The sequence below is a fragment of the Sphingomonas sp. PWP1-2 genome, assembly GCF_049898305.1.
In the GTDB taxonomy this organism is placed as follows: Bacteria; Pseudomonadota; Alphaproteobacteria; order Sphingomonadales; family Sphingomonadaceae; genus Sphingomonas; species Sphingomonas glacialis.
The window spans coordinates 410,627-432,699 of record NZ_JAFCXM010000002.1; the positions used below are offsets into that span (position 1 = coordinate 410,627).

At 68.2% G+C, this 22,073-nt stretch carries 23 protein-coding genes; 11 read left to right on the plus strand and 12 right to left on the minus strand.

The window, feature by feature from the left end; genetic code table 11:
* Positions 1 to 22: 22 nt before the first annotated feature.
* Together ACP7C5_RS06820 and ACP7C5_RS06825 are read right to left on the minus strand one after the other, a co-directional pair.
* Positions 23 to 244 (minus strand): hypothetical protein, encoded by a 222-nt coding sequence (locus ACP7C5_RS06820; protein WP_133188340.1) that lies wholly within the window; start codon positions 242 to 244, stop codon positions 23 to 25.
* A gap of 99 nt (positions 245 to 343) precedes the next feature.
* Positions 344 to 1,369, minus strand: coding sequence for an alpha/beta fold hydrolase (locus ACP7C5_RS06825; protein WP_426263653.1), 1,026 nt, complete (start codon positions 1,367 to 1,369; stop codon positions 344 to 346).
* 152 nt (positions 1,370 to 1,521) lie between these two features.
* Here ACP7C5_RS06825 and ACP7C5_RS06830 point away from each other — a divergent pair, with 152 nt between their 5' ends.
* Positions 1,522 to 1,821 carry a putative quinol monooxygenase gene (locus tag ACP7C5_RS06830; RefSeq protein ID WP_133188336.1) on the plus strand — a complete coding sequence of 100 codons (300 nt, stop codon included), beginning with the start codon at positions 1,522 to 1,524 and terminating at the stop codon, positions 1,819 to 1,821.
* A gap of 22 nt (positions 1,822 to 1,843) precedes the next feature.
* Here ACP7C5_RS06830 and ACP7C5_RS06835 read toward each other — a convergent pair whose 3' ends face one another.
* Both ACP7C5_RS06835 and ACP7C5_RS06840 read right to left on the minus strand, forming a co-directional pair.
* Positions 1,844 to 2,101 (minus strand): hypothetical protein, encoded by a 258-nt coding sequence (locus tag ACP7C5_RS06835; protein ID WP_426263654.1) that lies wholly within the window; start codon positions 2,099 to 2,101, stop codon positions 1,844 to 1,846.
* Complete coding sequence (locus ACP7C5_RS06840; protein WP_426263655.1) at positions 2,098 to 2,778, minus strand: arylesterase; 681 nt, start codon at positions 2,776 to 2,778, stop codon at positions 2,098 to 2,100. The genes ACP7C5_RS06835 and ACP7C5_RS06840 overlap by 4 nt, the downstream gene beginning before the upstream one ends.
* On the opposite strand from ACP7C5_RS06840, the gene ACP7C5_RS06845 reads away from it, so the two are divergent.
* Positions 2,769 to 3,470 (plus strand): ABC transporter ATP-binding protein, encoded by a 702-nt coding sequence (locus ACP7C5_RS06845; RefSeq protein WP_426263656.1) that lies wholly within the window; start codon positions 2,769 to 2,771, stop codon positions 3,468 to 3,470. The two genes, ACP7C5_RS06840 and ACP7C5_RS06845, sit on opposite strands and share 10 nt — an antisense overlap.
* A complete protein-coding gene (locus ACP7C5_RS06850; RefSeq protein WP_426263657.1) occupies positions 3,467 to 5,956 on the plus strand; it encodes an ABC transporter permease in 2,490 nt (829 codons plus the stop codon). The genes ACP7C5_RS06845 and ACP7C5_RS06850 overlap by 4 nt, the downstream gene beginning before the upstream one ends.
* Here the strand turns inward: ACP7C5_RS06850 and arfB are convergent.
* A complete protein-coding gene (gene arfB, locus ACP7C5_RS06855; protein ID WP_189674758.1) occupies positions 5,953 to 6,375 on the minus strand; it encodes an alternative ribosome rescue aminoacyl-tRNA hydrolase ArfB in 423 nt (140 codons plus the stop codon). The genes ACP7C5_RS06850 and arfB overlap by 4 nt on opposite strands.
* 84 nt (positions 6,376 to 6,459) lie before the next feature.
* Between arfB and ACP7C5_RS06860 the strand changes: the two genes are divergently transcribed.
* Both ACP7C5_RS06860 and ACP7C5_RS06865 read left to right on the plus strand, forming a co-directional pair.
* Positions 6,460 to 6,945, plus strand: coding sequence for a GAF domain-containing protein (locus ACP7C5_RS06860; RefSeq protein ID WP_426263658.1), 486 nt, complete (start codon positions 6,460 to 6,462; stop codon positions 6,943 to 6,945).
* Between the two features lie 297 nt (positions 6,946 to 7,242).
* Positions 7,243 to 7,923 (plus strand): RcnB family protein, encoded by a 681-nt coding sequence (locus ACP7C5_RS06865; protein ID WP_426263659.1) that lies wholly within the window; start codon positions 7,243 to 7,245, stop codon positions 7,921 to 7,923.
* A gap of 7 nt (positions 7,924 to 7,930) precedes the next feature.
* On the opposite strand, the gene ACP7C5_RS06870 is transcribed toward ACP7C5_RS06865, so the two are convergent.
* Together ACP7C5_RS06870 and ACP7C5_RS06875 are read right to left on the minus strand one after the other, a co-directional pair.
* Positions 7,931 to 9,250, minus strand: a complete 1,320-nt coding sequence (locus tag ACP7C5_RS06870) for a M20/M25/M40 family metallo-hydrolase (RefSeq protein ID WP_426263660.1) — start codon at positions 9,248 to 9,250, stop codon at positions 7,931 to 7,933.
* A 71-nt stretch (positions 9,251 to 9,321) separates the two neighbouring features.
* Positions 9,322 to 9,774, minus strand: a complete 453-nt coding sequence (locus ACP7C5_RS06875) for a universal stress protein (protein ID WP_133188318.1) — start codon at positions 9,772 to 9,774, stop codon at positions 9,322 to 9,324.
* A gap of 140 nt (positions 9,775 to 9,914) precedes the next feature.
* On the opposite strand from ACP7C5_RS06875, the gene ACP7C5_RS06880 reads away from it, so the two are divergent.
* The 5 genes from ACP7C5_RS06880 (at position 9,915) to ACP7C5_RS06900 (ending at position 14,808) form a co-directional block, all read left to right on the plus strand.
* Positions 9,915 to 11,255, plus strand: a complete 1,341-nt coding sequence (locus tag ACP7C5_RS06880; protein ID WP_426263661.1) for a pyruvate dehydrogenase complex dihydrolipoamide acetyltransferase — start codon at positions 9,915 to 9,917, stop codon at positions 11,253 to 11,255.
* A complete protein-coding gene (locus ACP7C5_RS06885; protein WP_133188314.1) occupies positions 11,255 to 11,479 on the plus strand; it encodes a hypothetical protein in 225 nt (74 codons plus the stop codon). Before ACP7C5_RS06880 ends, ACP7C5_RS06885 begins: the two co-directional genes overlap by 1 nt.
* Before the next feature lie 10 nt (positions 11,480 to 11,489).
* Complete coding sequence (locus ACP7C5_RS06890; protein ID WP_426263662.1) at positions 11,490 to 11,888, plus strand: acyl-CoA thioesterase; 399 nt, start codon at positions 11,490 to 11,492, stop codon at positions 11,886 to 11,888.
* Positions 11,881 to 13,275 carry a dihydrolipoyl dehydrogenase gene (gene lpdA, locus ACP7C5_RS06895; RefSeq protein WP_426263663.1) on the plus strand — a complete coding sequence of 465 codons (1,395 nt, stop codon included), beginning with the start codon at positions 11,881 to 11,883 and terminating at the stop codon, positions 13,273 to 13,275. Before ACP7C5_RS06890 ends, lpdA begins: the two co-directional genes overlap by 8 nt.
* A gap of 84 nt (positions 13,276 to 13,359) precedes the next feature.
* Entirely contained in the window at positions 13,360 to 14,808 is a 1,449-nt protein-coding gene (locus tag ACP7C5_RS06900; protein WP_426263664.1) for a hypothetical protein, read from the plus strand.
* Between the two features lie 11 nt (positions 14,809 to 14,819).
* On the opposite strand, the gene ACP7C5_RS06905 is transcribed toward ACP7C5_RS06900, so the two are convergent.
* Positions 14,820 to 15,302, minus strand: coding sequence for a bactofilin family protein (locus tag ACP7C5_RS06905; RefSeq protein ID WP_426263665.1), 483 nt, complete (start codon positions 15,300 to 15,302; stop codon positions 14,820 to 14,822).
* A gap of 35 nt (positions 15,303 to 15,337) precedes the next feature.
* Complete coding sequence (locus ACP7C5_RS06910) at positions 15,338 to 16,171, minus strand: hypothetical protein (protein ID WP_426263666.1); 834 nt, start codon at positions 16,169 to 16,171, stop codon at positions 15,338 to 15,340.
* Between the two features lie 227 nt (positions 16,172 to 16,398).
* Between ACP7C5_RS06910 and ACP7C5_RS06915 the strand changes: the two genes are divergently transcribed.
* Positions 16,399 to 16,731, plus strand: coding sequence for a phasin family protein (locus ACP7C5_RS06915; protein WP_189674750.1), 333 nt, complete (start codon positions 16,399 to 16,401; stop codon positions 16,729 to 16,731).
* Positions 16,732 to 16,752: 21 nt separating this feature from the next.
* On the opposite strand, the gene ACP7C5_RS06920 is transcribed toward ACP7C5_RS06915, so the two are convergent.
* The 3 genes from ACP7C5_RS06920 to ACP7C5_RS06930 all read right to left on the minus strand — a co-directional run bounded on the left by ACP7C5_RS06920 (position 16,753) and on the right by ACP7C5_RS06930 (position 22,073).
* Positions 16,753 to 17,271 carry a GNAT family N-acetyltransferase gene (locus tag ACP7C5_RS06920; RefSeq protein WP_322163770.1) on the minus strand — a complete coding sequence of 173 codons (519 nt, stop codon included), beginning with the start codon at positions 17,269 to 17,271 and terminating at the stop codon, positions 16,753 to 16,755.
* 114 nt (positions 17,272 to 17,385) lie between these two features.
* Positions 17,386 to 18,876, minus strand: coding sequence for an efflux transporter outer membrane subunit (locus ACP7C5_RS06925; protein ID WP_426263667.1), 1,491 nt, complete (start codon positions 18,874 to 18,876; stop codon positions 17,386 to 17,388).
* Positions 18,873 to 22,073: an efflux RND transporter permease subunit gene (locus ACP7C5_RS06930; RefSeq protein ID WP_426263668.1), complete on the minus strand. Its 3,201-nt coding sequence runs from the start codon at positions 22,071 to 22,073 to the stop codon at positions 18,873 to 18,875. The genes ACP7C5_RS06925 and ACP7C5_RS06930 overlap by 4 nt, the downstream gene beginning before the upstream one ends.

A 22,073-nucleotide genomic window follows, 5' to 3' on the forward strand; every position in this document is an offset into this window, starting at 1 on the left:
TCGGGCGTGGTCGGATAGTCGCTCAGTGCTGTGCGCGCGCGGCAGCCTTTTGCGCGCGCGCCTGCTTGGCGTAGTGGTGGTGTGCGATCGCGCAGCCTGCGACGGCGCCCATCACGGCGTGGCCCTTTCCGACGAAATGGCCCGCAACACCGCCGGCGGCAGCACCGCGGATGCAGCCCTTGGCAAGCACCGGCGAGGCCGAGGCGAGGGCGGCGGAAACGGCAATGAGCGAAACGATACGCATACACAATGTCCTTTGTAGAGGATCTGGAAACACGGGCCTTGCCGTTCTGGTTGCACGCTGTCGCGTGAAATTATCGTCACGTTTCGGCCGTTTCAGGAGTCACGGGCGCGCAAGTTCGGCGCGCAACAGCGGCGCGAAGCCTGCTGGATCCTCGACGTGCGGCGCATGACCGGCGCCCGCGATCCGGACGATCCTGGCATCGCGGAAGCGACGGACCGCGACTTCGGCCGCTTGCGGCACCGTCTGGACGTGCGCTCTGACGGCGACCGGCGCGGTGTTGGCGCGAAACGCGGTCACGTCGCGCTGGCCGATGATGAGCGACACCGGCGCGGCGACGCGGTCGAGTTCGGCCGCGACGGGCTGCGTTTCGAGCATATCCGACAGCCGCGCCTGCGCGTCGCGCACGCGCTCGCCGTCGGGGCCGGCATATTGGCCCGCCAGCATGGCGACCCAACGGTCATACGCCGGGCGCCATTCGCCGTGATAATAGGTGCGCTGCTGATACGCCTTGATCGACGCGGCGTTCGTTTTCGCCTCTTCCTGCCGCAGCGCGCCAAGCTCGGTATAGGGCACGCCTTGCGCCAGCGTGTCGTTGAGGCCGAGCGGATTGACGAGCACGAGCCGCTCGACTCGCTGCGGGTAGAGCAAGGCGAAGCGCACCGCGAGTACGCCGCCGGTCGAATGCCCGACGAGCAGCACCTTGCCCGCGCCGGCCTGGTCGAGCAGCGCTTGCGTCAGCGTCGCGAGCGCGGCGAAACTGTACTGATAGCCGGTCGGCTTCGACGATTTGCAGAAGCCGATCTGGTCGGGCGCGAGGACGCGGTAGCCGTGCGCCGCCAAGTCGACGATCGTGTCCTGCCATGTCGCTGAGCAGAAGTTCTTGCCGTGGAGCAGCACGACCGTCTTGCCGTTCGCCGCCGAGGTCGGCGCGACATCGAGATACGCCATCCGAACGGGCGCGCCTTGCGACTGCGTCTCGTACCAGCGGACCGGGAAGGGATAGGCGAAGCTCTCGAGATTGGCGCCGAGCGGGATCGTCACTGGCGCGGGCTGGGACGGTGCCGCCTCTTGCGCCATCGCCGATGAGGCGGTCGCGACCAGGAGGAGCGGGAGAAGACGGCGCATGACGGGATTCCTAACCCCCGGGCAGCGGGGCACGACCGTCCAATGACCCGAGATGGCGCGGGTTCCATTGTTTCCCGGCCTCACCCTGCGCATCGCTTGCTTTGCCGCGCGCGAGACCCCAGGTCTGGGCTCACGAAACAGGAGTGAATTTCATGGCCGTCAAGATCGTCGCCTTCATCACCGTCAAGCCTGGTTCGGAAGAGGATTTCATTGCCGCCGCACGCACCTGCGTCGCCGCATCGCGCGCCGAGCCCGGTGTGCTTCACTACGAATTGTGGCGCGAGACCGAGGGCGCGCAGCGCTTCGTGTTCAACGAGCTCTACGTCGATGACGCCGCCGTGCAGCAGCATATGGCATCGGACCATTTCAAGGCACTCGGTCTCGCCGCGCGCGATATCGCGACGGCGCGGCCCGAGATCATCGTGACGCATGCGATCGACGTCGCCGACTGACCCGCCCGGCGGCGTTGCGCGCTCAGTCGTCGTGCTGCTCGGTCAGCTCGATGAAGCGTCGCGCCGCCGCCTGGTCCGCGCTCGAGGTGAACGCTACGTCGAGATCGGGTGCCGCGCCGAGCATGTGGAGCAGCGTCCACAGGCCGAAGCGCCGATCGCGGTCCTGCTCGAGCCCGAAATCGACGCGCATATGTTCGATCCCGGCCTGAAGCGCGGCAGGCGTGACGGCCGCAAGGTCACTGCTGCCGAAATAGCGCAGGAACTGGTCGTCGAGGTTCATTGCCGGGCACCCCGCGCAAGCGCGCTGCGCACGCTGGGCAGCAAGCGGCCGACGATGATGTCGACGCCGCGGGCGTTGGGGTGAAGGCCATCGGCCTGAATCAGCCGGGGGTTCCCGGCGACGCCGTCGAGGAAGAAGGGGTAGCGCGGGATCGCATGGGCCTTGGCAAGGGCTGGATACACGCCGTCGAACGCGCTGACATAGTCGGGCCCGAGGTTGGGCGCCGCGCGCATGCCGGCGAGCAGCACGGGGATGTGGCGCGCCTGCAATTCGGTAAGGATCGCGTCGAGGTTCGCCTTCGCCTGCGCGACGGGAAGCCCGCGCAGCATGTCGTTCGCGCCGAGCTCGACGATCACCAGATCGGGCGTCGCGCCGAGCCCGCGCAACCCCCAGCGCAGCCGCGCACGCGCCTGTGCCGCAGTGTCGCCGGCGACCCCGCCGTTGCGAACCGTCGCCGCAATCCCGGCGCGTCGCAGCGCGGCTTGCAGCTTGGTGGTGAAGCCCGCTTCGGGGGGCAGGCCATAGCCCGCGGTGAGGCTGTCGCCGAACGCCCAGATCAGCGGCGCCTTGGGCGAGGCGGTGGCCCCGAACGGAATGACGACCGAAAGCAACGCGAGACCGCTGGCGACGATTTGCCGTTGCCAGCGATATCGCCCAAGGAAGACCGATGATGCCATCCACCGTCGATAGCGCGTTGATCGCCGCGCGCAATGTTTCGCTTGTCCTCGGGCGTCCGCCCGCCAGCGTCGAGATCCTGCGCGGGGTCGATCTCGATGTCGCTGCGGGCGAAAGCGTCGCCTTGCTCGGGCCGTCGGGATCGGGGAAATCGTCGCTGATGGCGGTGCTGGCCGGGCTCGAGCGCCCGACCGGCGGGACCGTGTCGGTCGCCGGGCTCGATTTCACGACGCTCGACGAGGATGCGCTCGCGGTCGCGCGGCGTGGACGGATCGGGATCGTGCTGCAGGCCTTCCACTTGCTCCCGACGATGACCGCGCTCGAAAACGTCGCGGTGCCGCTCGAACTGACCGGGGAGGGCGATGCCTTCGCACGCGCTACATCCGAACTCGCGGCGGTCGGGCTCGGCCGCCGGATCGGCCATTATCCGGCGCAACTGTCGGGCGGCGAGCAGCAACGCGTCGCGATCGCGCGCGCGCTGGTCGGGCGCCCTGCGCTGATCTTTGCCGACGAGCCGACCGGTAATCTCGACACGACGACGGGCGCCTCGATCATGGACTTGCTCTTCGCGCGGCATGCGGCGAGCGGGACGACGTTGTTTATCATCACCCACGATCCGGGGCTGGCGGCGCGCTGTGCCCGCGTGATCGAGCTTGGCGACGGGCGGATCGTCGGCGATCGGCGTAGCGCGTGACGCTCGTCTGGCGGCTGGCGCTGCGTGATTTGCGCCGGGGCGGGCGCGGGTTGCTGTTGCTCGCGATTTGCCTGTTCCTCGGGACGGCTGGGCTCGCCGGGATCGGCAGCCTGGCGGCGAGCATGATCGCCGCCCTCGATGTCGATGCGCGGCAGATCCTCGGCGGTGACGTCGAGTTCAACGTCTCGCAGCGCCGCGCAAGCGTCGACGAGCTCGCCGCGTTCGCGCGGATCGGACGCGTCTCGGAGACGCTCTCGCTGCGCGGGATGGCGAGCGTAGGCGGTGCCCCGGTGCTGGTCGATCTGCGCGCGACCGATGCCGCCTGGCCGTTGCTCGGGCGCTTCCGCCTTGCGCCGGGGGCGCTCGCCGAGCGGCCGCATGGGCGCGAGATCGCGATTGCGCCCGCGCTGGCCGATCGGCTCGGCGTTAAGCCTGGCGATACACTCTCGCTCGGTCGGGCGCGGCTCCGCGTCATTGGCCTGATCGCGAACGAACCCGACCGGCTCGGGGCTGGCTTCGCGCTGGGGCCGCCGGTGCTGGTCGATTTCGCCGGGCTCGACGCGACGGCGCTGCTCCAGCCCGGCAGCTTGTACGAAAGCCATTACCGTATCGTGCTCGCGCAGCCCGGACGGGCGCCGGCTGCTCGCGATGCCGTGCTCCGCCAGTTTCGCGGCGCGGGCTGGTCTGCGAAGCTGAGCGACCAGGCGGCGGGCGGTTTCCGGCGCGGGATCGCGCAGCTCGGGCAATTCCTGCTGCTCGTCGGGCTTGCCGCGCTGGCGATTGCCGGGGTTGGCGTCGGCAGCGGCGTGGCCGCGTACCTTGCCGGCAAGGCGAAGATCATCGCGACGCTGAAGGTGCTGGGAGCGCGGTCGCGGACGATCGCGGCGATCTTCCTGGCACAGCTCGGCGTCGTCGCGGCGGTCGGGATCGGGGCAGGGCTCGTCGTCGGTGCGGCGCTGCCGTGGATCGTCACGGCCTTTGCCGGTTCGGCGTTGCCGGTGCCGCCGCGGCTCGGCGTGTATCCGGTGCCCTTGCTGACCGCAGCGAGCCTATCGGTGTTGGTCGCACTGCTCTTCGCGCTTCCCGCGCTGGCACGCGCGCGCTCGGTCCCGGCGGCGACGCTGCTGCGCGATACGCTGTCGGCGCGGCGCTGGCCGAGCCTCGGCGTGTTTGGCGGGATGATCGTTTTGATCATGGCGCTGATCGCGCTCGCGGTCGCGACGGCGTCGGATCGCTGGCTGGCCTTGGGCTTCGTCGGCGCGATCCTCGCGTTGATCGCGCTATTGTGGGGTTGCGGTGTCGCGATCCGCGCGATCGCGGCGCGGCTGCCGCGTGCGCGCCGTCCGCTGCTGCGGCTGGCGATCGCCAATTTGCACCGCCCCGGCGCCCAGACCGACCGGCTCGTCGTCGCGCTCGGGCTCGGCTTCTCGCTGTTCGTCGCGCTCGCGGTGATCGATTCGAGCCTTGGCGCCGAGCTGCGCAACGCCGCGCCCGCCAAGGCGCCGCGTTTCTTCGCGATCGATTTGCAGCCCGACGATGCCGCGACGTTCACGCGCGCCGTCCGCAGCGCGGCACCGAGTGCGACGATCGAGGCGCTGCCGTCGCTCCGCGGATCGATCGTCGCGCTGCGCGGGGTGCCGGTGAGCGCGATCAAGACGCTGCCGGCCGATGCGTGGGTGTTGCGCGGCGACCGGACGATCACCTGGGCGGCTCGGCTGCCGCCGCGCAATGCCGTCGTCGCCGGGCGGTGGTGGCCCGCCGACTATCGCGGGCCGCCGCTGGTATCGCTCGAGGACAAGGCCGCCGCTTCGCTCGGGCTGAAGATCGGCGACACGATTACCGTTTCGGTGCTCGGCGTCGATGTGCCCGCAAAGATCGCGGCGCTGCGCAAGATCGACTGGGGCGGGCTCGGCCTCAATTTCGCGATCGTCTTCTCGCCCGGTTATATCGAGGAAGCGCCGCACGGCCTGCTCGCGAGCGTCTATGCCGCCCCGGCAAGCGACGGCGCGATCGCCCGCCAGGTCGCGACGGCCCTGCCCTCGGTCACGCTGATCCGCGTCGGCGACGTGATCGGACAGGTCAGCGCGATCCTCGGCCAGATCGCGCTCGCGATCCGCGCGGCGGCCGCGGTGACGGTCGCGGCCGGCATCGCGGTGCTGATCGGCGCGGTCGCGGCTTCGGGCGCGACGCGGCGCTACGATGCGGTGATCCTCAAGCTGCTCGGCGGCAGTCGCCGGCAGGTGCTCGGCGCCCAGGCGCTCGAATATGCGATCCTGTCGCTCGTCCTCGTCGTGGTGGCGCTGGCGATGGGATCGGCGGCGGGCTGGTATGTCGTCACGCAAGTGTTCAAGATCGGCTGGGCGCCGCGCTGGGATGTGATCGCGATGACGCTCGGCGCCGCCGTCGCGCTGACGCTCGGGGCCGGGCTGGCGGGAAGCCTCCCGGCGCTGCGCGCGCGGCCCGCGAGCGCTTTGCGCGATCTCTAGTCGGTCACCTTGCCGCGGAGCGACTTGACGCTCGATCGCTTGGTCTTGCCGTCGAGCCGCTTCGCTTTGGCGGCCTTCGACGGCTTGGTCGGGCGGCGGCGCTTTGGGACGATCGTCGCCTCGCGGATCATCGCGACGAGGCGTTCGCGGACTTCCTGGCGGTTGAGGAGTTGCGAGCGTGCGCCTTCGCTGCGCAGCACCAGCACGCCGTCGCGCGTCAGCCGCGATCCCGCCAGCACAGCGAGCCGGTTCTTGACCGCATCGGGCAGAGACGGCGAGGCGCCGACGTCGAAGCGCAGCAGCACCGCGCTGTCGGTGGTGTTGACGTGCTGGCCCCCCGGGCCACCGGCGCGGGTGAACGATTCCTGGAGTTCGTCGCTGTCGATGCTGATCGAGCGGGTGATCGGGATGGCGGCCATCGCGCACTCCTAAAAGATAAGCGTGGCGCGGTCGATCATGCAGGCGCGCTTTCACATGCGGTGCGAACGCGGTAGGGGCAGGGCATGTACGACTTCACGATCGACCAAAGCTCGAAGACCGAGCTCTACCGCGACCTCCATTCGGCGCTCGATGCGCTGACCGATGGCGAACCCGACGCCGTCGCCAATATGGCGAATGCCGCCGCGTTGATCTGGCAATATCTGCCCGATCTCAACTGGGCGGGTTTCTATCGGCTGCTCGACGACACGCTCGTCGTCGGCCCGTTCCTCGGCAAGCCGGCGTGCATCCGCATCGCGATCGGCGACGGTTTGTGCGGCGTGGCCGCACAGACGCGTACGACGCAGCTGGTCGAGGACGTCCACGCCTTTCCCGGCCACATAGCGTGCGATGCGGCGAGTCGCTCCGAACTGGTCGTGCCGATCGTCCATGACGGGCGGCTGATCGGCGTGCTCGATCTCGACAGCCCGAGCGCGGCGCGCTTCGATGCGTCCGATGCCGCGGGCTGCGAAGCGCTGATGGCGCTGCTCGCGCCGCGCATCGCGAGCTGATCCGAAACGGGACAGCCGTTAATCTAGAATCGCAGTGAGCGAAATGGTAGCTGACGGGTTAACACTTCGTACACACTCTGTGTGCGGCGCGGTTCCGGAGGCTTGACGATGCGACCCTTGATATTGGCCACACTGACGCTGGTCACTGCGTTTGGCGCGGGGCAGGCAGATGCGCAGCGCGTCCGTGGTGGGGCTGTTCCGGGGGCGCCGTACCCGATGCCCAACGGCGCGATGCCAGCGCCGCCCGCGCCAATGCAGATGCAACCGCAGCCGCAGCAGCAAATGCAGCGGCCGCCGATGAACGTACCGCACCCGTCGTACAACGGCACGCGACCCGTAAACCGGCCCGATCGGCAACGCTGGGGCGGCGGCACGGGCGGCCATTGGCAGGGCGGCACCAACGCACCGGGCGGGTGGAACGCCTATCGCCAGCCGTCACGCGGCTATCGCCTGCCGCGGTATTGGTCTTCGCCGAACTTCTTCATCGGCGACTTTGCCGGTTACGGTCTGTCGGCTCCGCCCGCGGGCTATGGCTGGTATCGCTATTATGACGACGCCGTGCTGCTCGACTCGCGCGGTCGGGTCTATGATTCGGTCAATGGTCTGGACTGGGACGGCGGCTATGACGATGGCGGCTACGATCAGGCGGGTGGCTACGGCCGATCCTACCCGCCGCAGCGCTACCCCGCGCCGCTGCCGCCGATCGTCCAGAACGGCAACGTCACGACCTATTCGACCTCTTCTGGGTATGGCGGCGGATACGCCACGAGCTACGGCGGCGGTTATGCCTATCCGGGCGCGACCACCACGGTCGTGACGATACAGTCGGCCCCGATCGTCACCACGACGACGACCGAATATGTCGAAACCGTCCGCGAACGGCACGTCTATCGCGCCGCCCCGCGCAAGCGCTATTACCGTCCGGTGCGGCGCAAGCCCGTATGCCGCCCGGTCGAACAGCCCGTCCTCGGAAGCTGACCGGCCGCTACTTCGCGCGCGGCTCGGGTCCGGCAAAGCTCACCACGCTTTCCGACCCGTCCGCCGCGACAGCGCTCACGCCGACGAAGTGATCGTCGACGCTGATATCCTTGAGCACCGTGCTCGTCGCGCCGGCGGGCACGTCGCGTGACGTCTGCCAGTCCTGCGTGTCGTTGCGGCGCCAGTGGACGCGGTACGTGCTGGCGCCGGGGACCGGCTGCCACTTCACCGTCGTGTCGAAGCTCAGCGCCCCCGCGACCGTGACGCCGTCGGGTGCGGCGGGGGCGGCGGCGAGGCGGCGGATCGTCGCGATGTTGATCGCAGTGACCTTGGCGAGATACGGGAAGTCCATCTTGTCGACCGTGTCGCCATACGGGATACCGTTCTCGACGCGCACGTCCTGGTGCTGCTGCGTCCAATTCTCGGCGCCGACCGAGAAGCGTACCGCCGGATAGCCGAGCTTGAGGAACGGCTCGTGATCGCCGCCCCGCCCGAAGCGGTCGGGCCGGCGGTCGACGAACACGTCGAGCCCGCCGGGGATCGTGCCGGCGACACCGTCGATCGTCTTGGCGAGGCTGCGCGAGGGGCCGTCGTCTTCGCCGCCATTGCCGCGCCGCGCGAGTTGCGCGGGGACATCCTCGATCGCGCGAATGCCTTCGGAAAAGACGCGGACGCGGTCGGCGACGCGGACGCCGTTCTGCCCCATCGTATTGCCGACGATATCGTTGTTGAGCATCGCCGAAACGGTCCAGCCGCGCGCCTTGGCGGTTTCCGCGAGCAGCGTGCCGCCGAACAGGCCCTGTTCCTCGCCCGAGAACACCGCATAGACGATCGTCGCGCGGAATTTTTCCTTCGACAGGATCCGCGCCGCCTCGAGCACGAGCGCAACCCCCGATGCGTCGTCGTTCGCGCCGGGCGCGTCGTGCGTCGCATCCATGCCGTCGCTGATCCGGCTGTCGATATGCGCGCCGACGATGATCACGCGCTTGGGATCGAGCCCTTGCTGGAAGCCGAGCACATCGACGACGTTGACGCCATTGGGAGCGCGCGCGTTGGTGAAGGTCCGCGCGATATTGGCGACGGTGATGCAGCCGTTGCAGCCATCGGCGATGCGCGTGAGTTCGCCACCCGTCCATGTCCGCGCCGCGCCGATCCCGCGCACCGGATCGTCGGGCGACGACAGCGTGTGGCGCGTGCCGAAGCTGACGAGTTTCTCGACCGTCGCCTTGAGACGCGCCGGGTCGGGCGCGGGGTGCGCTGCGTCCTTGGCGACGGCGGGTGTGGCAAGAATCGCAAGGATCGCGGCGGCGGTGGGAAGGGTGCGCATCGCCGCATCGTGGCGAGGTTTGGGGAGCGAGGCAAGTTGCCTCCCCTCCCTGCAAGGGAGGGGAGCAGACTTCAGCTCAGCCGGTCGATCGCTTCGCGGTCGAGCGAGCCGGGGATGATCATCAGCGGGATCGGCAAGGCCGCGTCGGCGCCTGCGAAATGCGCGACCAAGGGCCCTGGCACCCCGCTTGCCGCTGCGGCGAGCACGAGCGCGGCGATGTCGGGATTTGCGGCGATCATGTCGCGGATTACCTTCGGGCCTTCACCTTGCCGCACTGTCAGAGCCGGCTTGAGCCCCGATTCCTGCAGCAAGGTGCCCGCCGCCGCGGTGACGAGGCCCTCCGCGTGCTGGCGCGCTTCTTCCTCGATCGTCGCCTGGATGCCGGCAAATGCGGTGAATTCGGTCGGCGGGATTAGCGCAAGGATCTCGACCCCGCCCCCCGTCTTGACCGCGCGCCGCGCCGCGAAGCGCAATGCGATGCTGCTTTCTTGTGTCTCGTCGATCACGACCAGATAGGTCCGCATGGCGCTCGCTCTCCCCCCGCAGCGATATTGTGAGCGATAGGTGGGGCTAAGTAGCGCATCGTGCAAGCCATGGCCTTGACCATCCGCGCGCCGGGCGCGAGAGACGACCCCTACGGATTCGGTTAGATGAGGACGCGTTGATGCCGGTCGAAATCAAGATGCCCGCTCTTTCTCCAACGATGGAGGAAGGCACGCTGGCGAAGTGGCTGGTCAAGGAAGGCGATACCGTCAAGTCGGGCGACCTGATGGCCGAGATCGAAACCGACAAGGCGACGATGGAATTCGAAGCCGTCGACGAAGGCACGATCGGAAAGATCCTCGTCGCCGAGGGGACCGACAACGTGAAGGTCGGCACTGTGATCGCGACGCTGCTCGCCGAGGGCGAGAGCGCTGGCGACACGACGCCTGCGCCCGCCGCGAAGGAATCCGAGCCAAAGCCGTCGCCGGTCGACCCCAACAAGACCGGCAGCGAAGCCAAGCCCGTCGAGCGCACGCCCGAACAGGCCGAGGATCACGGCAATCCGGCAGGCGGCGCTGCGCCCAAATCGGCTCCGGTCGCCCGCCAGGACGGCGATCGCGTCAAGGCGAGCCCGCTCGCGCGCCGCATCGCGGCCGAGAAGAGCATCGATCTTGCGACGCTGCAGGGCTCGGGCCCGAACGGCCGGATCGTCCGCGCCGATCTCGAGGGGGCAAAGTCGGGCCATGCGCCGGCTGCTGCTGCTAGCGCACCCGCTGCGGAAACCGCCGCCCCGGCACCTGTCGCCGCCGCCAAGCCCGCTGCGATCCCCGACATCCCGCACACCGCGGAAAAGCTCAGCAACGTGCGCAAGACGATCGCGCGCCGCCTGACCGAATCGAAGCAGACGGTTCCGCACATCTATCTCACGGTCGACATCCGTCTCGACGCGCTGCTCAAGCTGCGCGCCGAGATGAACAAGGGCCTCGAGGGCCGCGGCGTGAAGCTGTCGGTCAACGACCTGCTGATCAAGGCGCTCGCCGCAAGCTTGATCCAGGTGCCGAAGTGCAACGTGATGTTCACCCCCGACCAGCTGATCAGCTTCAGCCGCGCCGATATCTCGGTCGCGGTGTCGACCCCGTCGGGGCTGATCACGCCGATCATCAGCGGCGCCGACACCAAGGGCGTCGCGACGATCTCGACCGAGATGAAGGATCTCGCCGCGCGCGCGCGCGACAACAAGCTCAAGCCCCAGGAATATCAGGGCGGCACCGCGTCGCTCAGCAACATGGGCATGTTCGGGATCAAGCAGTTCGAAGCGGTGATCAACCCGCCGCAGGGCATGATCATGGCGATCGGCGCGGGCGAGAAGCGCCCGTACATCATCGACGACGCGCTCGGCGTGGCGACGGTGATGTCGGCAACGGGCAGCTTCGACCATCGCGCGATCGACGGCGCTGACGGCGCGCAGCTGATGCAGGCGTTCAAGGCGCTGGTCGAATCGCCGCTGTCGATGCTGGCCTGATGATCGGCCGCCGGACCCTGATCGAGCTGCTGCACATCGCCGCCGGCGTGATCGGGGCGGCGGTGATCGCCTATGGCGCGGTCTGGGCGCTGCCGCATGCCGCGAGCCCGATCTGGGAAGTGGCGTTCGGCATGATGGCGGTGATCGTCTTCATGGGGGTTCGGCCGCTGCGCATGGCGTGGCGTGCCGACCGCAACCGCCACGATCCGGCGCTTCGCGACTGATCGCCGCGGCATGACCGATCTGCCCCCGACGACCGCACCGGCGATCCGCGCGACCGCGATGGCGTGCGACGCCAACCCGTACGGCAAGATCTTTGTCGGCTGGCTGATGGGCCAGATGGCGCTTGCCGCCGGTTCGGTCGCCTCGCGCCATTGCGGCGGGCGCGCCCCCGTCGTCGCGGCGGACGGGTTCAGCTTCACTGCACCTGTCGAGATCGGCGACGAAGTCTCGTTCCATGCCGAGATCGTCAAGACCGGGCGCAGCTCGATGACCGTTGCGGTCGATGTGTGGCGGCGCGACCGGCACCGTCCCGCCACGCAACGCGCCGCACGCGGCACCTATATTCTTGTTTCGATGGGCGAGGACGACCGGCCGCGCCCGCTAGTGATAGAGGAATCCTCCCTTGGCTGACCAATTTGACCTCATCATCCTCGGTTCGGGCCCCGGCGGCTATGTCGCCGCGATCCGCGCGGCGCAGCTCGGTCTCAAGACCGCGATCGTCGAGCGCGAGCGCCTGGGCGGCATCTGCCTCAACTGGGGCTGCATCCCGACCAAGGCGCTGCTGCGGACCTCCGAAATCTATCACTACATGCAGAATGCCGAGAGCTACGGGCTCAAGGCCGACAACGTCTCCTTCGACCTCAACAAGGTGGTCGAGCGCAGCCGCAAGGTGGCGGGGCAGCTCAATGCCGGCGTCAAGGGGCTGATGAAGAAGAACAAGGTCACGGTGTACGAGGGCTTCGGCGCGATCACCGCCAAGGGTAAGCTGTCGGTCAAGCAGGGCGACAAGACGACCGAGCTCGAAGCCAAGCACATCATCATCGGCACCGGCGCGCGCGCGCGCGACCTGCCGTTTGCCAAGGCCGATGGCGAGCGGATCTGGACGTATCGCCATGCGATGGTTCCGCCCGAAATGCCGACCAAGCTGCTGGTCATCGGATCGGGTGCGATCGGCGTCGAATTCGCGAGCTTCTACAACGACATGGGCGCCGATGTGACGATCGTCGAGATGCTGCCGCGCATCCTCCCCGTCGAGGACGAGGAAGTCAGCGCGTTCATGGACAAGGCGCTCACCAAGCAGGGGATCAAGCTGCTCGTCGGCACCGGTCTCGAGGCGCTGACGCCGAACGCCAAGGGCGTGACCGCCAAGATCAAGGGCAAGGACGGCACGATCACGACCGAGGAGTTCAGCCATGCGATCGTCGCGATCGGTATCGTGCCCAATACCGAAAATATCGGGATCGAGGCGCTCGGCATCAAGACCGACCGCGGCCACATCGACGTCGACGGCTATGCGCGCACCAATGTCGAGGGCATCTATGCGATCGGCGACGTGACCGGCGCGCCGTGGCTCGCGCACAAGGCGAGCCATGAGGGCGTCGTCTGCGTCGAGGCGATCGCGGGGCTCAACCCGCACCCGTTCGAAAAGTGGAACATCCCGGGCTGCACCTATTCGCGCCCGCAGGTCGCAAGCGTCGGCCTGACCGAGGCGAAGGCCAAGGAAGCCGGTTACGAGCTCAAGGTCGGCAAGTTCCCGTTCATCGGCAACGGCAAGGCGATCGCGCTCGGCGAGGCCGAGGGCTTCGTCAAGACGGTGTTCGACGCCAAGACCGGCGAGCTGCTCGGCGCGCACATGGTCGGCGCCGAAGTCACCGAGCTGATCCAGGGCTATGTCGTCGCGCGCCAGCTCGAGACGACCGAGGCCGAGCTGATGGAAACGGTGTTCGCGCATCCGACGCTCAGCGAGATGATGCACGAGAGCGTGCTCGGCGCGTACGGCCGCGCGATCCACATCTAAGCCAAGGAAATGCCCCGCAACGGGGGGGCGAGGGCAGCCAGTCGGCGCTTTACACTTATGCTGCGGCGCGTCATGCCCCCCCTCATGACGCGCGCAACCGAGCCAAGGTCCACGCCGCCTCGCACCGAGCGCGCGGCGGCCGCGAGGATCGGCGGGGCGACTTTGCTGCTGCTGCTTGGGTCGCTTGCGCTCTTCTGGCCGGGCATCGTGACCTACGACGGCATCGCGCAATTCGGGCAGGCGCTCGCCGGGCACTTCGAGGATTGGCATCCACCGATCATGGCGGGGCTGTGGCATGCGCTGCACGGGCTGGTTGGCGGCGGCGCGGCGCCGATGCTCGTGCTGCAGATGGTGCTCTATTGGGCGGGGTTCGGGGCAATTGCCGCGACGCTCGCGCGCGAAGAACGGCGCCATGCGGCGGTCGCCGTGCTGTGCATCGCGGGGCTGCCGCTGTTTCTCGGCTGGCAAGGCGTGGTGCTCAAGGACACGCAGATGCTCGGCGCGATGCTCGCTGCGGCGGGGATCTTTGGCTGGTGGCGGTTGCGGGGGGCGCGGCTGCCGGTCCTTGCCGGCGTGGCGGCGATTGTCTTGCTGGCCTACGCGACGTTGGTTCGCTCGAACGCGGTGTTCGCAACCGTGCCGCTCGTCGTGATGCTGTTCGGGCCGACGCGCTGGTGGGCGCGGGCGGTATTGACGCTGTCGGGCATCGTCGCTGTGCTGGGGCTCGCCCAGGCGATCAACCACGGCGTTCTTCGAGCGACCGCGAGTGGTGTCGAGCGGACCGAGGCCTTTTATGACCTGTCGGCGATCGCGGCGCAGGATCCGGCGCATGCCATCGGGCTGACCCAAGCCGAGGCGCGCGCAGTGCTCGCGCGACATTGCGCCAAGCCGTTCTTCTGGGACCCGCTGGGAACCGCCGACCGCTGCGGCCCGACGCTCGAGCGCCTGCATGGTCTGACCGCTGGGCCGTTGTACCGGTTGCTCGTCGAAGCGATCGTGCGGCATCCGCTCGCTTATGCGACGCACCGGCTCGGCCACCTCAATTCGACCGAACGGTGGATCGTCCCGGCAGGCTGGCCGAGCGCGGTGCCCCCGGGTGCGAGCGAAGCCAATCCGATCGGCTTGCACAGCCCCGGGCCCGCCGCGTCCCGCTGGCAAGTGCTCGCGCGGTGGAATGCCGAGCTCCCGCTTGGCTGGCCCGCCGCATGGCTGGCGCTGGCGGTGTGCGCGATCGTCGTCGCGCTGCGTCGCCCGCCGGCGCCGTTTCGCGATGTCGCGCTGGCGTTGCTGGCATCGGCGGTAGTGCTCGAGGCCAGCTTCACCGTCCTCAGCATTGCGTCGGACTTGCGCTATCACCTCTGGCCGATGGTCGCGACCGCGCTCGCGACGATCCTGTTATGGGCGCAGGCGCGCTGGTCGCGGCGCGCTGTGCTCTGGACAGGCGTCGCGCTGGCGCTGGTGATCGTCCCGGGAACCGTGGCGCGGCTGATACTCCCCGCAGCACCGAGCTCCTACGCGGCATTGCTCCGCTAGGCGTCGCGGCCTCAGCCGGGCGTTGCGGTCGAGGTGAAGTGGACGACGTCTTCCATCGGCACCGCCCTCCCCGGACCGGGCTCGAACGGGCTGACGGCGCTCTCGGCGGAGACGTGCTTGAGGTTCCCGTCCACCGACGCGCCGATCTCGATCGAGATCGTCTCATAATGCACATCGCCGATGATCCGGGCCGAGCGTTCGATCGTCAGCTGTCGCACCGCGACCGATCCCTCGATCGCGCCGCCGAGGCGGGCGCTCTCGGCGATCACCGCGCCGGCAATGCGGCTGTCCTGCCCCTGGATCAGCGTCCCGCACTGGACGTCGCCGTCAACGCGGCCATCGATGTGAAGGTCGGCACTCGCCGCGATGTTGCCGGTTACGACGACATCGGCGCTGATCACCGAGAACGCGCCGCGCTTGCCGCTTCCCGATGGTATCGAATGGCCTGAAACGCCGCCGCCGCCATCGCGCGCCTTACCGTTGAAAATTGCCATCGTTCCCGCCCCCGACTGTCAAATTCGGCGGCGGCCTAGCACATCACGCGCGGCAGCGGCAGGGGGCGCGCTGCCGCCGCCCACGCCATCGCAGGGTTATCGTTGGCGGCCCCGCGTTTGAGCACGGCTCGCGCCTGAAGCAGCGTCGCGCCGATCATCGCGATCGCCCCAAACGCCGCCGCGCCCACGCCGCCGGAGCAGGCGACCAGCATGCCGATCCCGACCAAGGCAGCGATGCGCCGGCGTGGTGCGCTGCGCTCGCGCAGCGCGGCGTGCAGCGCGAGTCCGCCAGCAAGCAGGAACGCGCTCGGATCGAGGCCGGGCAGGAGCATCGGGATCGCCAGCGCGCAGAGCAGCGCCCGCTCGCGCACTTCGGGAGGACGGAGCGGCTGGGTCGAGGCCCATGCACCATAGGCCACCGCCGTGCCGAACGCGCTTGTCAGCGCCAGCCCGCCGAGCGGCAGCGTCCCGATCCACGGCAGCACCTGGAGGATCGTCCAAAGCGAAGGCGCGGCGGGGAGCGTGATCGGCTGCGGCAGCGACAGGAGCGAGGGGGCTGCGGGGGCGCGGGCCAGCAGCATCGCCAGCGCGAAGACCGGCGCAAGCGGCAGCAGCCGCCAGCGCACTCTCGCGCCGAGCAGGACCGCCGCGACGAATGGCGCAAGGATCAGTGCGTTACGGTCGAAACCGACTGCCAGCCCATACCAGACGAGCATAGCGCCATAGTGACGTGCACCCGCCGCCGTGATCGCGACGAGGCACGCCGCCGGCCAGAACACCGCGCCATTCGCCACTACGCTGAGCGGCAGCAGCAACCACGCGACCGCGCTCGGCGGCGGTATTCGCAGGGGAGGGGCGGGACGCAGCATGGTGTGTCTTTGCGCCGATCGGGTTGCCAGCGCGTTAAGGGTCTCCCGCACAGCGATTTGCGCTCGGCGGATGGGGCGCTTAAGCTTCGCGTCTGCGTGCGGCACAGACCGCGGCAGAGGAGAGTCGGATGCCGCACCCCGTCAGCCACGTGCCAGCGCGACGTTCGCGCGACGCTGTGCCGTGCCCGGCGCTCCGGTCGCACACCCTGTGGAAAGGACATCATCCCATGACCGACAAGATTCGCGACGCGTTCAACGAGACGATCGCCGAGCCCGCCAAGAAAGCCGGCGAGGCGATCAGAGACGCCGGCGGCAAGATGGCCGAGAGCGGTTCGGCGGTTGGGATCAAGATGCTCGATCAGGCCGAGGCCAATGCCCGCGAGGCGTTCGCCGCGATGCGCGCCGCCGCAGGTGCAAAGGATTTGTCCGAAGTGATGAAGATCCAGGGCGACTTCCTGCGCGACCAGGGCCAGCGCAGCATGGCGCAGGCGCGCGAAATGGGCGAAGTCATCCTGCAATTCGGCCGCGAAGCGGTCGGTGCGGTGCGCGGCGACAAATAGCCTGCCGCCGGCGCCCGTCGCTCAGCGCGCGGGCGCGGCGGTGCGCACGATGTCGTGGCTCAGGATCGCGACATCGTGCGTGTTGCCGGCGCGGTCGCGCACCTGGTCCCTGAGCAGCGCTTCGGCGCGAAAGCCGAGGCTTTCGAACAGCATGACCGATCCAATCTGGTCGGGCGTCATGTGTGCGGTGATCTTCTCGAGCCGGCGTTCGAGCGCGATCGAGTATATCCCTTCGAGCAGATCGCGGCCCAGCCCGGCGCCGCGCTTGCCCGGCGCGACGAGCAGCCGGATCTCGCCGACATGCGCGCTCCAGCTGAGCGGATCGCGGACCAGCGCGGCGGTTCCGACGAACGTGCCGCCATCTTCGGCGATGAGACTGTCGATATAGCCTTCGTCGATCGCCGCGACCCAGGCGGCGATGACGCGCGGATGGCGCAGGTCGCGGCCGAGGAAAAGCAAGTCATGCTCGGGCAGCGTCTCGGCAAAGGCGAGCATCGCCGCCGCGTCCTTGGGCTCGAACCGCCGGATGTGATAGCCCATCTTGATCACTCCCCGGCGCGTCGATCCAAGGCTGGATCATTCTGGTCTAAGCCGCTGTGCTGCCATGCGCGCTTCGGCTTGTCACGCGCTCGTTCGGGCGCTGGGTGGCAATCGCTATGGCTGAGCCGATTTCGGCCCCGCCGCAGTCACTTCGAGCGTCGAATCGCCGCCGAGCGTGCGGTACAACGTCACCAGGTTGCTGGCCTGGGTCAGCTGCGCGGTGACGAGACTGCGCTGCGAGGAATAGAGCGATTGCTGTGCCGTCAGGCTCTGCAGGAAAGTATCAATCCCGCCGCGGTAGCGCGCGTCGGACAGGCGGTAATTGTCGGTCGAGGCGGCAGTCAGCGCGCGTTGCGCATTGAGCTGCGCAGTGATCGTGCCGCGCCGGGCGAGCGCGTCGGCGACTTCGCTGAACGCGGTCTGGATCGCCTTCTCATAGGTCGCCAGCGCATAATCGCGCTGCGCGCGCGATTGCACGACACCGGCGCGGCCGGCGCCGGCCCGGAAGATCGGATAGCTCGCGCTCGGCGCGACCGAATAGTTGAACGCGCCGCCGGTGAACAGATTGCCGAGCGAGCTGCTCGCGAGCCCCGCGAGCGCGGTGAGCGAGATCGTCGGGAACAGGGCAGCGCGTGCCGCACCGATCTCGGCGTTGCTCGCTCGCAGCTCATACTCCGCCTGAACGACGTCGGGGCGGCGCAGCACGATGCTCGAATTGAGCCCGGCAGGAAGCTCGGCAATCGTCGGCGCGGCTTCCTCGATCGATGCGGGGAGCAGGGCCGGATCGACCGGCGCGCCGACCAGCAACTGGAGCGCGTTGACATCCTGCGCAACCGCAGTGGTTTGCGTGGCGAGGTCCGACAAGGCGGTCTGCTGCACGATCTGCGCCTGGGCGAGGTCGGTCCGCGGGGCGATGCCGCCGTCGAGCCGCAATTTCGTCAGCGCCACGCTGCGGGCCGATAGCGCGGCGGTCTCGCGCGCGATCCTGAGCAAGCTGACGTCCGACGCATAGGTCAGCCACGCCGTGGCAATGTCTCCGACCAGCGTCAGGCGGGTCGCGCGCGCCGTCGCCTCACTGCCGAAATAGCGATTCTGCGCGGCGGTGGTCAGCGAGCGGATCCGCCCGAACAGGTCGATCTCGAATGCGGTGATGCCGAGGCTGGCCGAAAAGTTGTTGGTCGCGCCGCCGCTCGTCGTGATCGTGCCGGTGTTGCCGGTGCCTGTCCCGGTTCCAGTCCCGGTCCCGGTGTTCGACACACCGCGCGTCCCGTTGTCGCGGCGCGTATAGCCCGCCGAGCCGCCGATTTCTGGGAGCAACTCCGCGCGCTGGATGCGGTACTGCGCGCGCGCGATCGCGATGTTGGCCGCCGCGGCGCGGAGATCGCGGTTGTTGACGAGCGCTTGCTCGATCACCTTCTGCAAGCGCGGATCGCGGAAGATGTCGCGATAGCTCACGCTCGGCAGCGTCGCCTCAGTCTGCGCGAGATAGGCGTCGCCGACCGGCCAGCTCGGCGGGACTGGCAACGCAGGCTCGACATATTTGGGCGCCAGCGAACACGCCGACAGCGCGGCGAGCGAGACGAGCGAGACAGTCTTGCGGATCATGCGGTCGCCTCGCCCTGGCCGGAAGGACGCGTTGGGGGCGTCTCGTCGGCAGGCTTCTGTTCGTGGTGGAGCTTTTGCGAGATGCCGCGTGCGCCGCGACGGATCATCACGAAGAACAACGGGATGTAGAAGATCGCGAGGATCGTCGCGGTCAGCATCCCACCGATCACCGCGGTGCCGATCGCGACGCGGCTGTTCGCGCCGGCGCCGGTCGAGATCGCCAGCGGCAGCACGCCGAAGATGAAGGCAAAGCTCGTCATCAGGATCGGGCGCAGTCGGATCCGCGCCGCCTCGAGCGCGGCATCGATCACGCGCTTGCCCGACTTCTCGGCTTGCTCGGCGAACTCGATCATCAGAATCGCGTTCTTCGCCGCCAGGCCCATCGTCGTCAGCAGCCCGATCTGGAGATAGACGTCGTTCTGCAGGCCACGGAGCGTCACGGCGAACACCGCGCCGACCAAGCCGAGCGGAATGATCAGAAGCACGGCGATCGGGATAGACCAGCTCTCATAGAGCGCGGCGAGACACAGGAACACGACGAGCAGCGAGATCCCGTAGAGGAACGGCGCCTGGCCCGACGACAGCCGCTCCTGATACGACAGGCCGCTCCACGCAACGCTCGTGCCGGGATACTGCGCAGCAAGTTCGGTCATCTTCTCCATCGCGGTGCCCGAGCTCTGCCCCGGCGCGGCCTGACCCGAGAATTCGTACGACGAAATCCCCTGGAAGCGCGCGAGCGAGGGGGCCGCGGTGCTCCAGCTCGTCGTGGCGAAGGCCGAGAAGGGGGTCATCGCGCCGGTCGAGCCGCGGACATACCATTGTGCGAGATCGTCGGGCGACGAGCGGTACGGCGCGTCGCCTTGGACGTAGACGCGCTTGACGCGACCACGGTCGTTGAAGTCGTTGACATAGCTGCCACCCCACGCCGTCGAGAGCGTCGAGTTGACGTTCGCCTGGGTGAGGCCGAGCGTGCTGAGCTTCTGCGCGTCGAGATTGACCTGCAGCGTCGGCTGGTCATCGAGGTCGGTCGGGCGCACCGCCGCGAGCGTCTTGTCGGCGCGTGCCGCTGCCAGCAATTTGTCGCGCGCCGCCTTGAATTCGTCACGGCTCAGGCCGCCCGAATTGAGCAGTTCCATCGTGAAGCCGGTCGACTGGCCGAGCCCGCGCACTGGCGAGGGAACGGTCGCGTAGAATTCGACGTCGCGCAGGCCGCTCAGCGCCTTGGTCGCGCGCCCGGTGATCGCCTCGGCACCATTTTCGACGCCGCTGCGATCGGCCCAATCCTTGAACGCGATGAAGCCGCGCCCGGCATTCTGCCCGCCCGACCCGCCGCCGCCGCCGGCGACGGTCAGATAGCCGGCAACGTTCTTGGCCTCGGGGCCGGCAAAATACTTCTCGATCTCGAGCTGCGCCTTGCGCGTCGAATTGAGCGTCGCGCCTGGCGCGAGATTGTACTGGATCTGCGCGATGCCCTGGTCCTCGTTGGGGAGGAAGCCCGTCGGCAAGCGCAGGAACAAGATCGCGAGGATTGCGATGACGCCGGCATAGATCAGCACGAACAGCCATTTGCGATCGATCACCGTGCTGACGGCGGTGCCGTAGCGATCGATCGTCTTGTCGAAGCCGGTGTTGAACCAGTCCTTGGCCGGCTGCGTCTTGCGCGCGAGCCAGCCGTCCTGCTTCATGTCCTGCTTGCGCTTGAGCAGCGTTGCGGTCAGCGCCGGGGTCAACACCAGAGCGACGACGACCGAGAGCACCATCGCCGAGACGATCGTGACCGAGAACTGGCGATAGATCACGCCGGTCGATCCGCCGAAGAACGCCATCGGCAGGAATACCGCCGAGAGAACGAGCGCGATCGCGATCAGCGCGACGGTGATCTCGTTCATCGACTGGATCGTCGCATCGCGCGGCGACATGTCGGGATTCTCTTCCATCAAGCGCTCGACATTCTCGACCACGACGATCGCGTCGTCGACGAGCAGACCGATCGCGAGCACGAGCCCGAACAGCGTCAGCGTGTTGATCGAGAAGCCGGCGAGCGAGAAGATGCCGAAGGTGCCGAGCAATACGACTGGCACCGCGATCGTCGGGATCAGCGTCGCGCGCCAATTCTGCAGGAACACGAACATGACGACGACGACGAGCAGGATCGCCTCGAACAGCGTCTTCTCGACTTCCTCGACCGACAGCTTGATGAACGAGGTCGAATCCTGCGGGAAGCTGTAGGCATAGCCGTTGGGGAAGGCCTTCGATGAGCGCTCGATCTCGGCCTTGACCAGTTCGGCCGTGCTCAGTGCGTCGGCGCCCGGCGCGAGGCTCACCGCGATGCCGGCGCCCGGATGGCCGTTGACGCGGCTGGTGACGTTGTAGCTTTCGGCGCCAAGCTCGATCCGCGCGACATCCGACAGGTGCACCGAGGAGCCATCGGGCTGCGTCTTGACGACGATCGCGCGGAACTGCTCGGGGGTCGACAGACGCGTTTGCGAGGTCACGGTCGCATCGAGCACTTGCTCGGCCGTGTTGGGGACGCCGCCGATTTCGCCTGCGGCGACTTCGGCGTTCTGCGCGGTGATGGCGGTGGTGATGTCGCTCGGGATCAGGCTGTAGCTGGCGAGCTTGTTGGGATCGAGCCAGATGCGCATCGCATATTGCGCGCCGAACACGTTGATGTCGCCGACACCCTTGATGCGGCCGATCGTGTCCTGCAGGTTCGAGACGAGATAGTCCGACACGTCCTGGTTGGTCGTCCGGTTGGTCGTGTCATAGATCGCGGCGATCAGCAGGAAGTCGGGGTTCGACTTGGTGACGGTCAGGCCCTGCTGCTGGACCTGCTGCGGCAAGCGCGACAGCGCCTGCTGCACCTTGTTCTGCACCTGCACCTGCGCGATGTCGGGATCGGTCCCTTTGTCGAAGGTCGCCGTGATCGTCACCTGGCCGCGCGACGACGAGCTCGTCGCGAAGTAGAGCAAGCCGTCGATGCCGGTGAGCTGCTGCTCGATGACCTGCGCGACCGAATTCTCGAGCGTCGCCGCCGACGCGCCGGGATAGGTCGCGCGGATGTTGACCTGAGGCGGCGCGATGTCCGGAAACTGCTCGACCGGCAGGGTGTAGATCGCACCGACGCCCGCGAGCATGATGATGATGGCAACGACCCAGGCGAAGATCGGCCGGTCGATGAAGATGCGCGATATCAC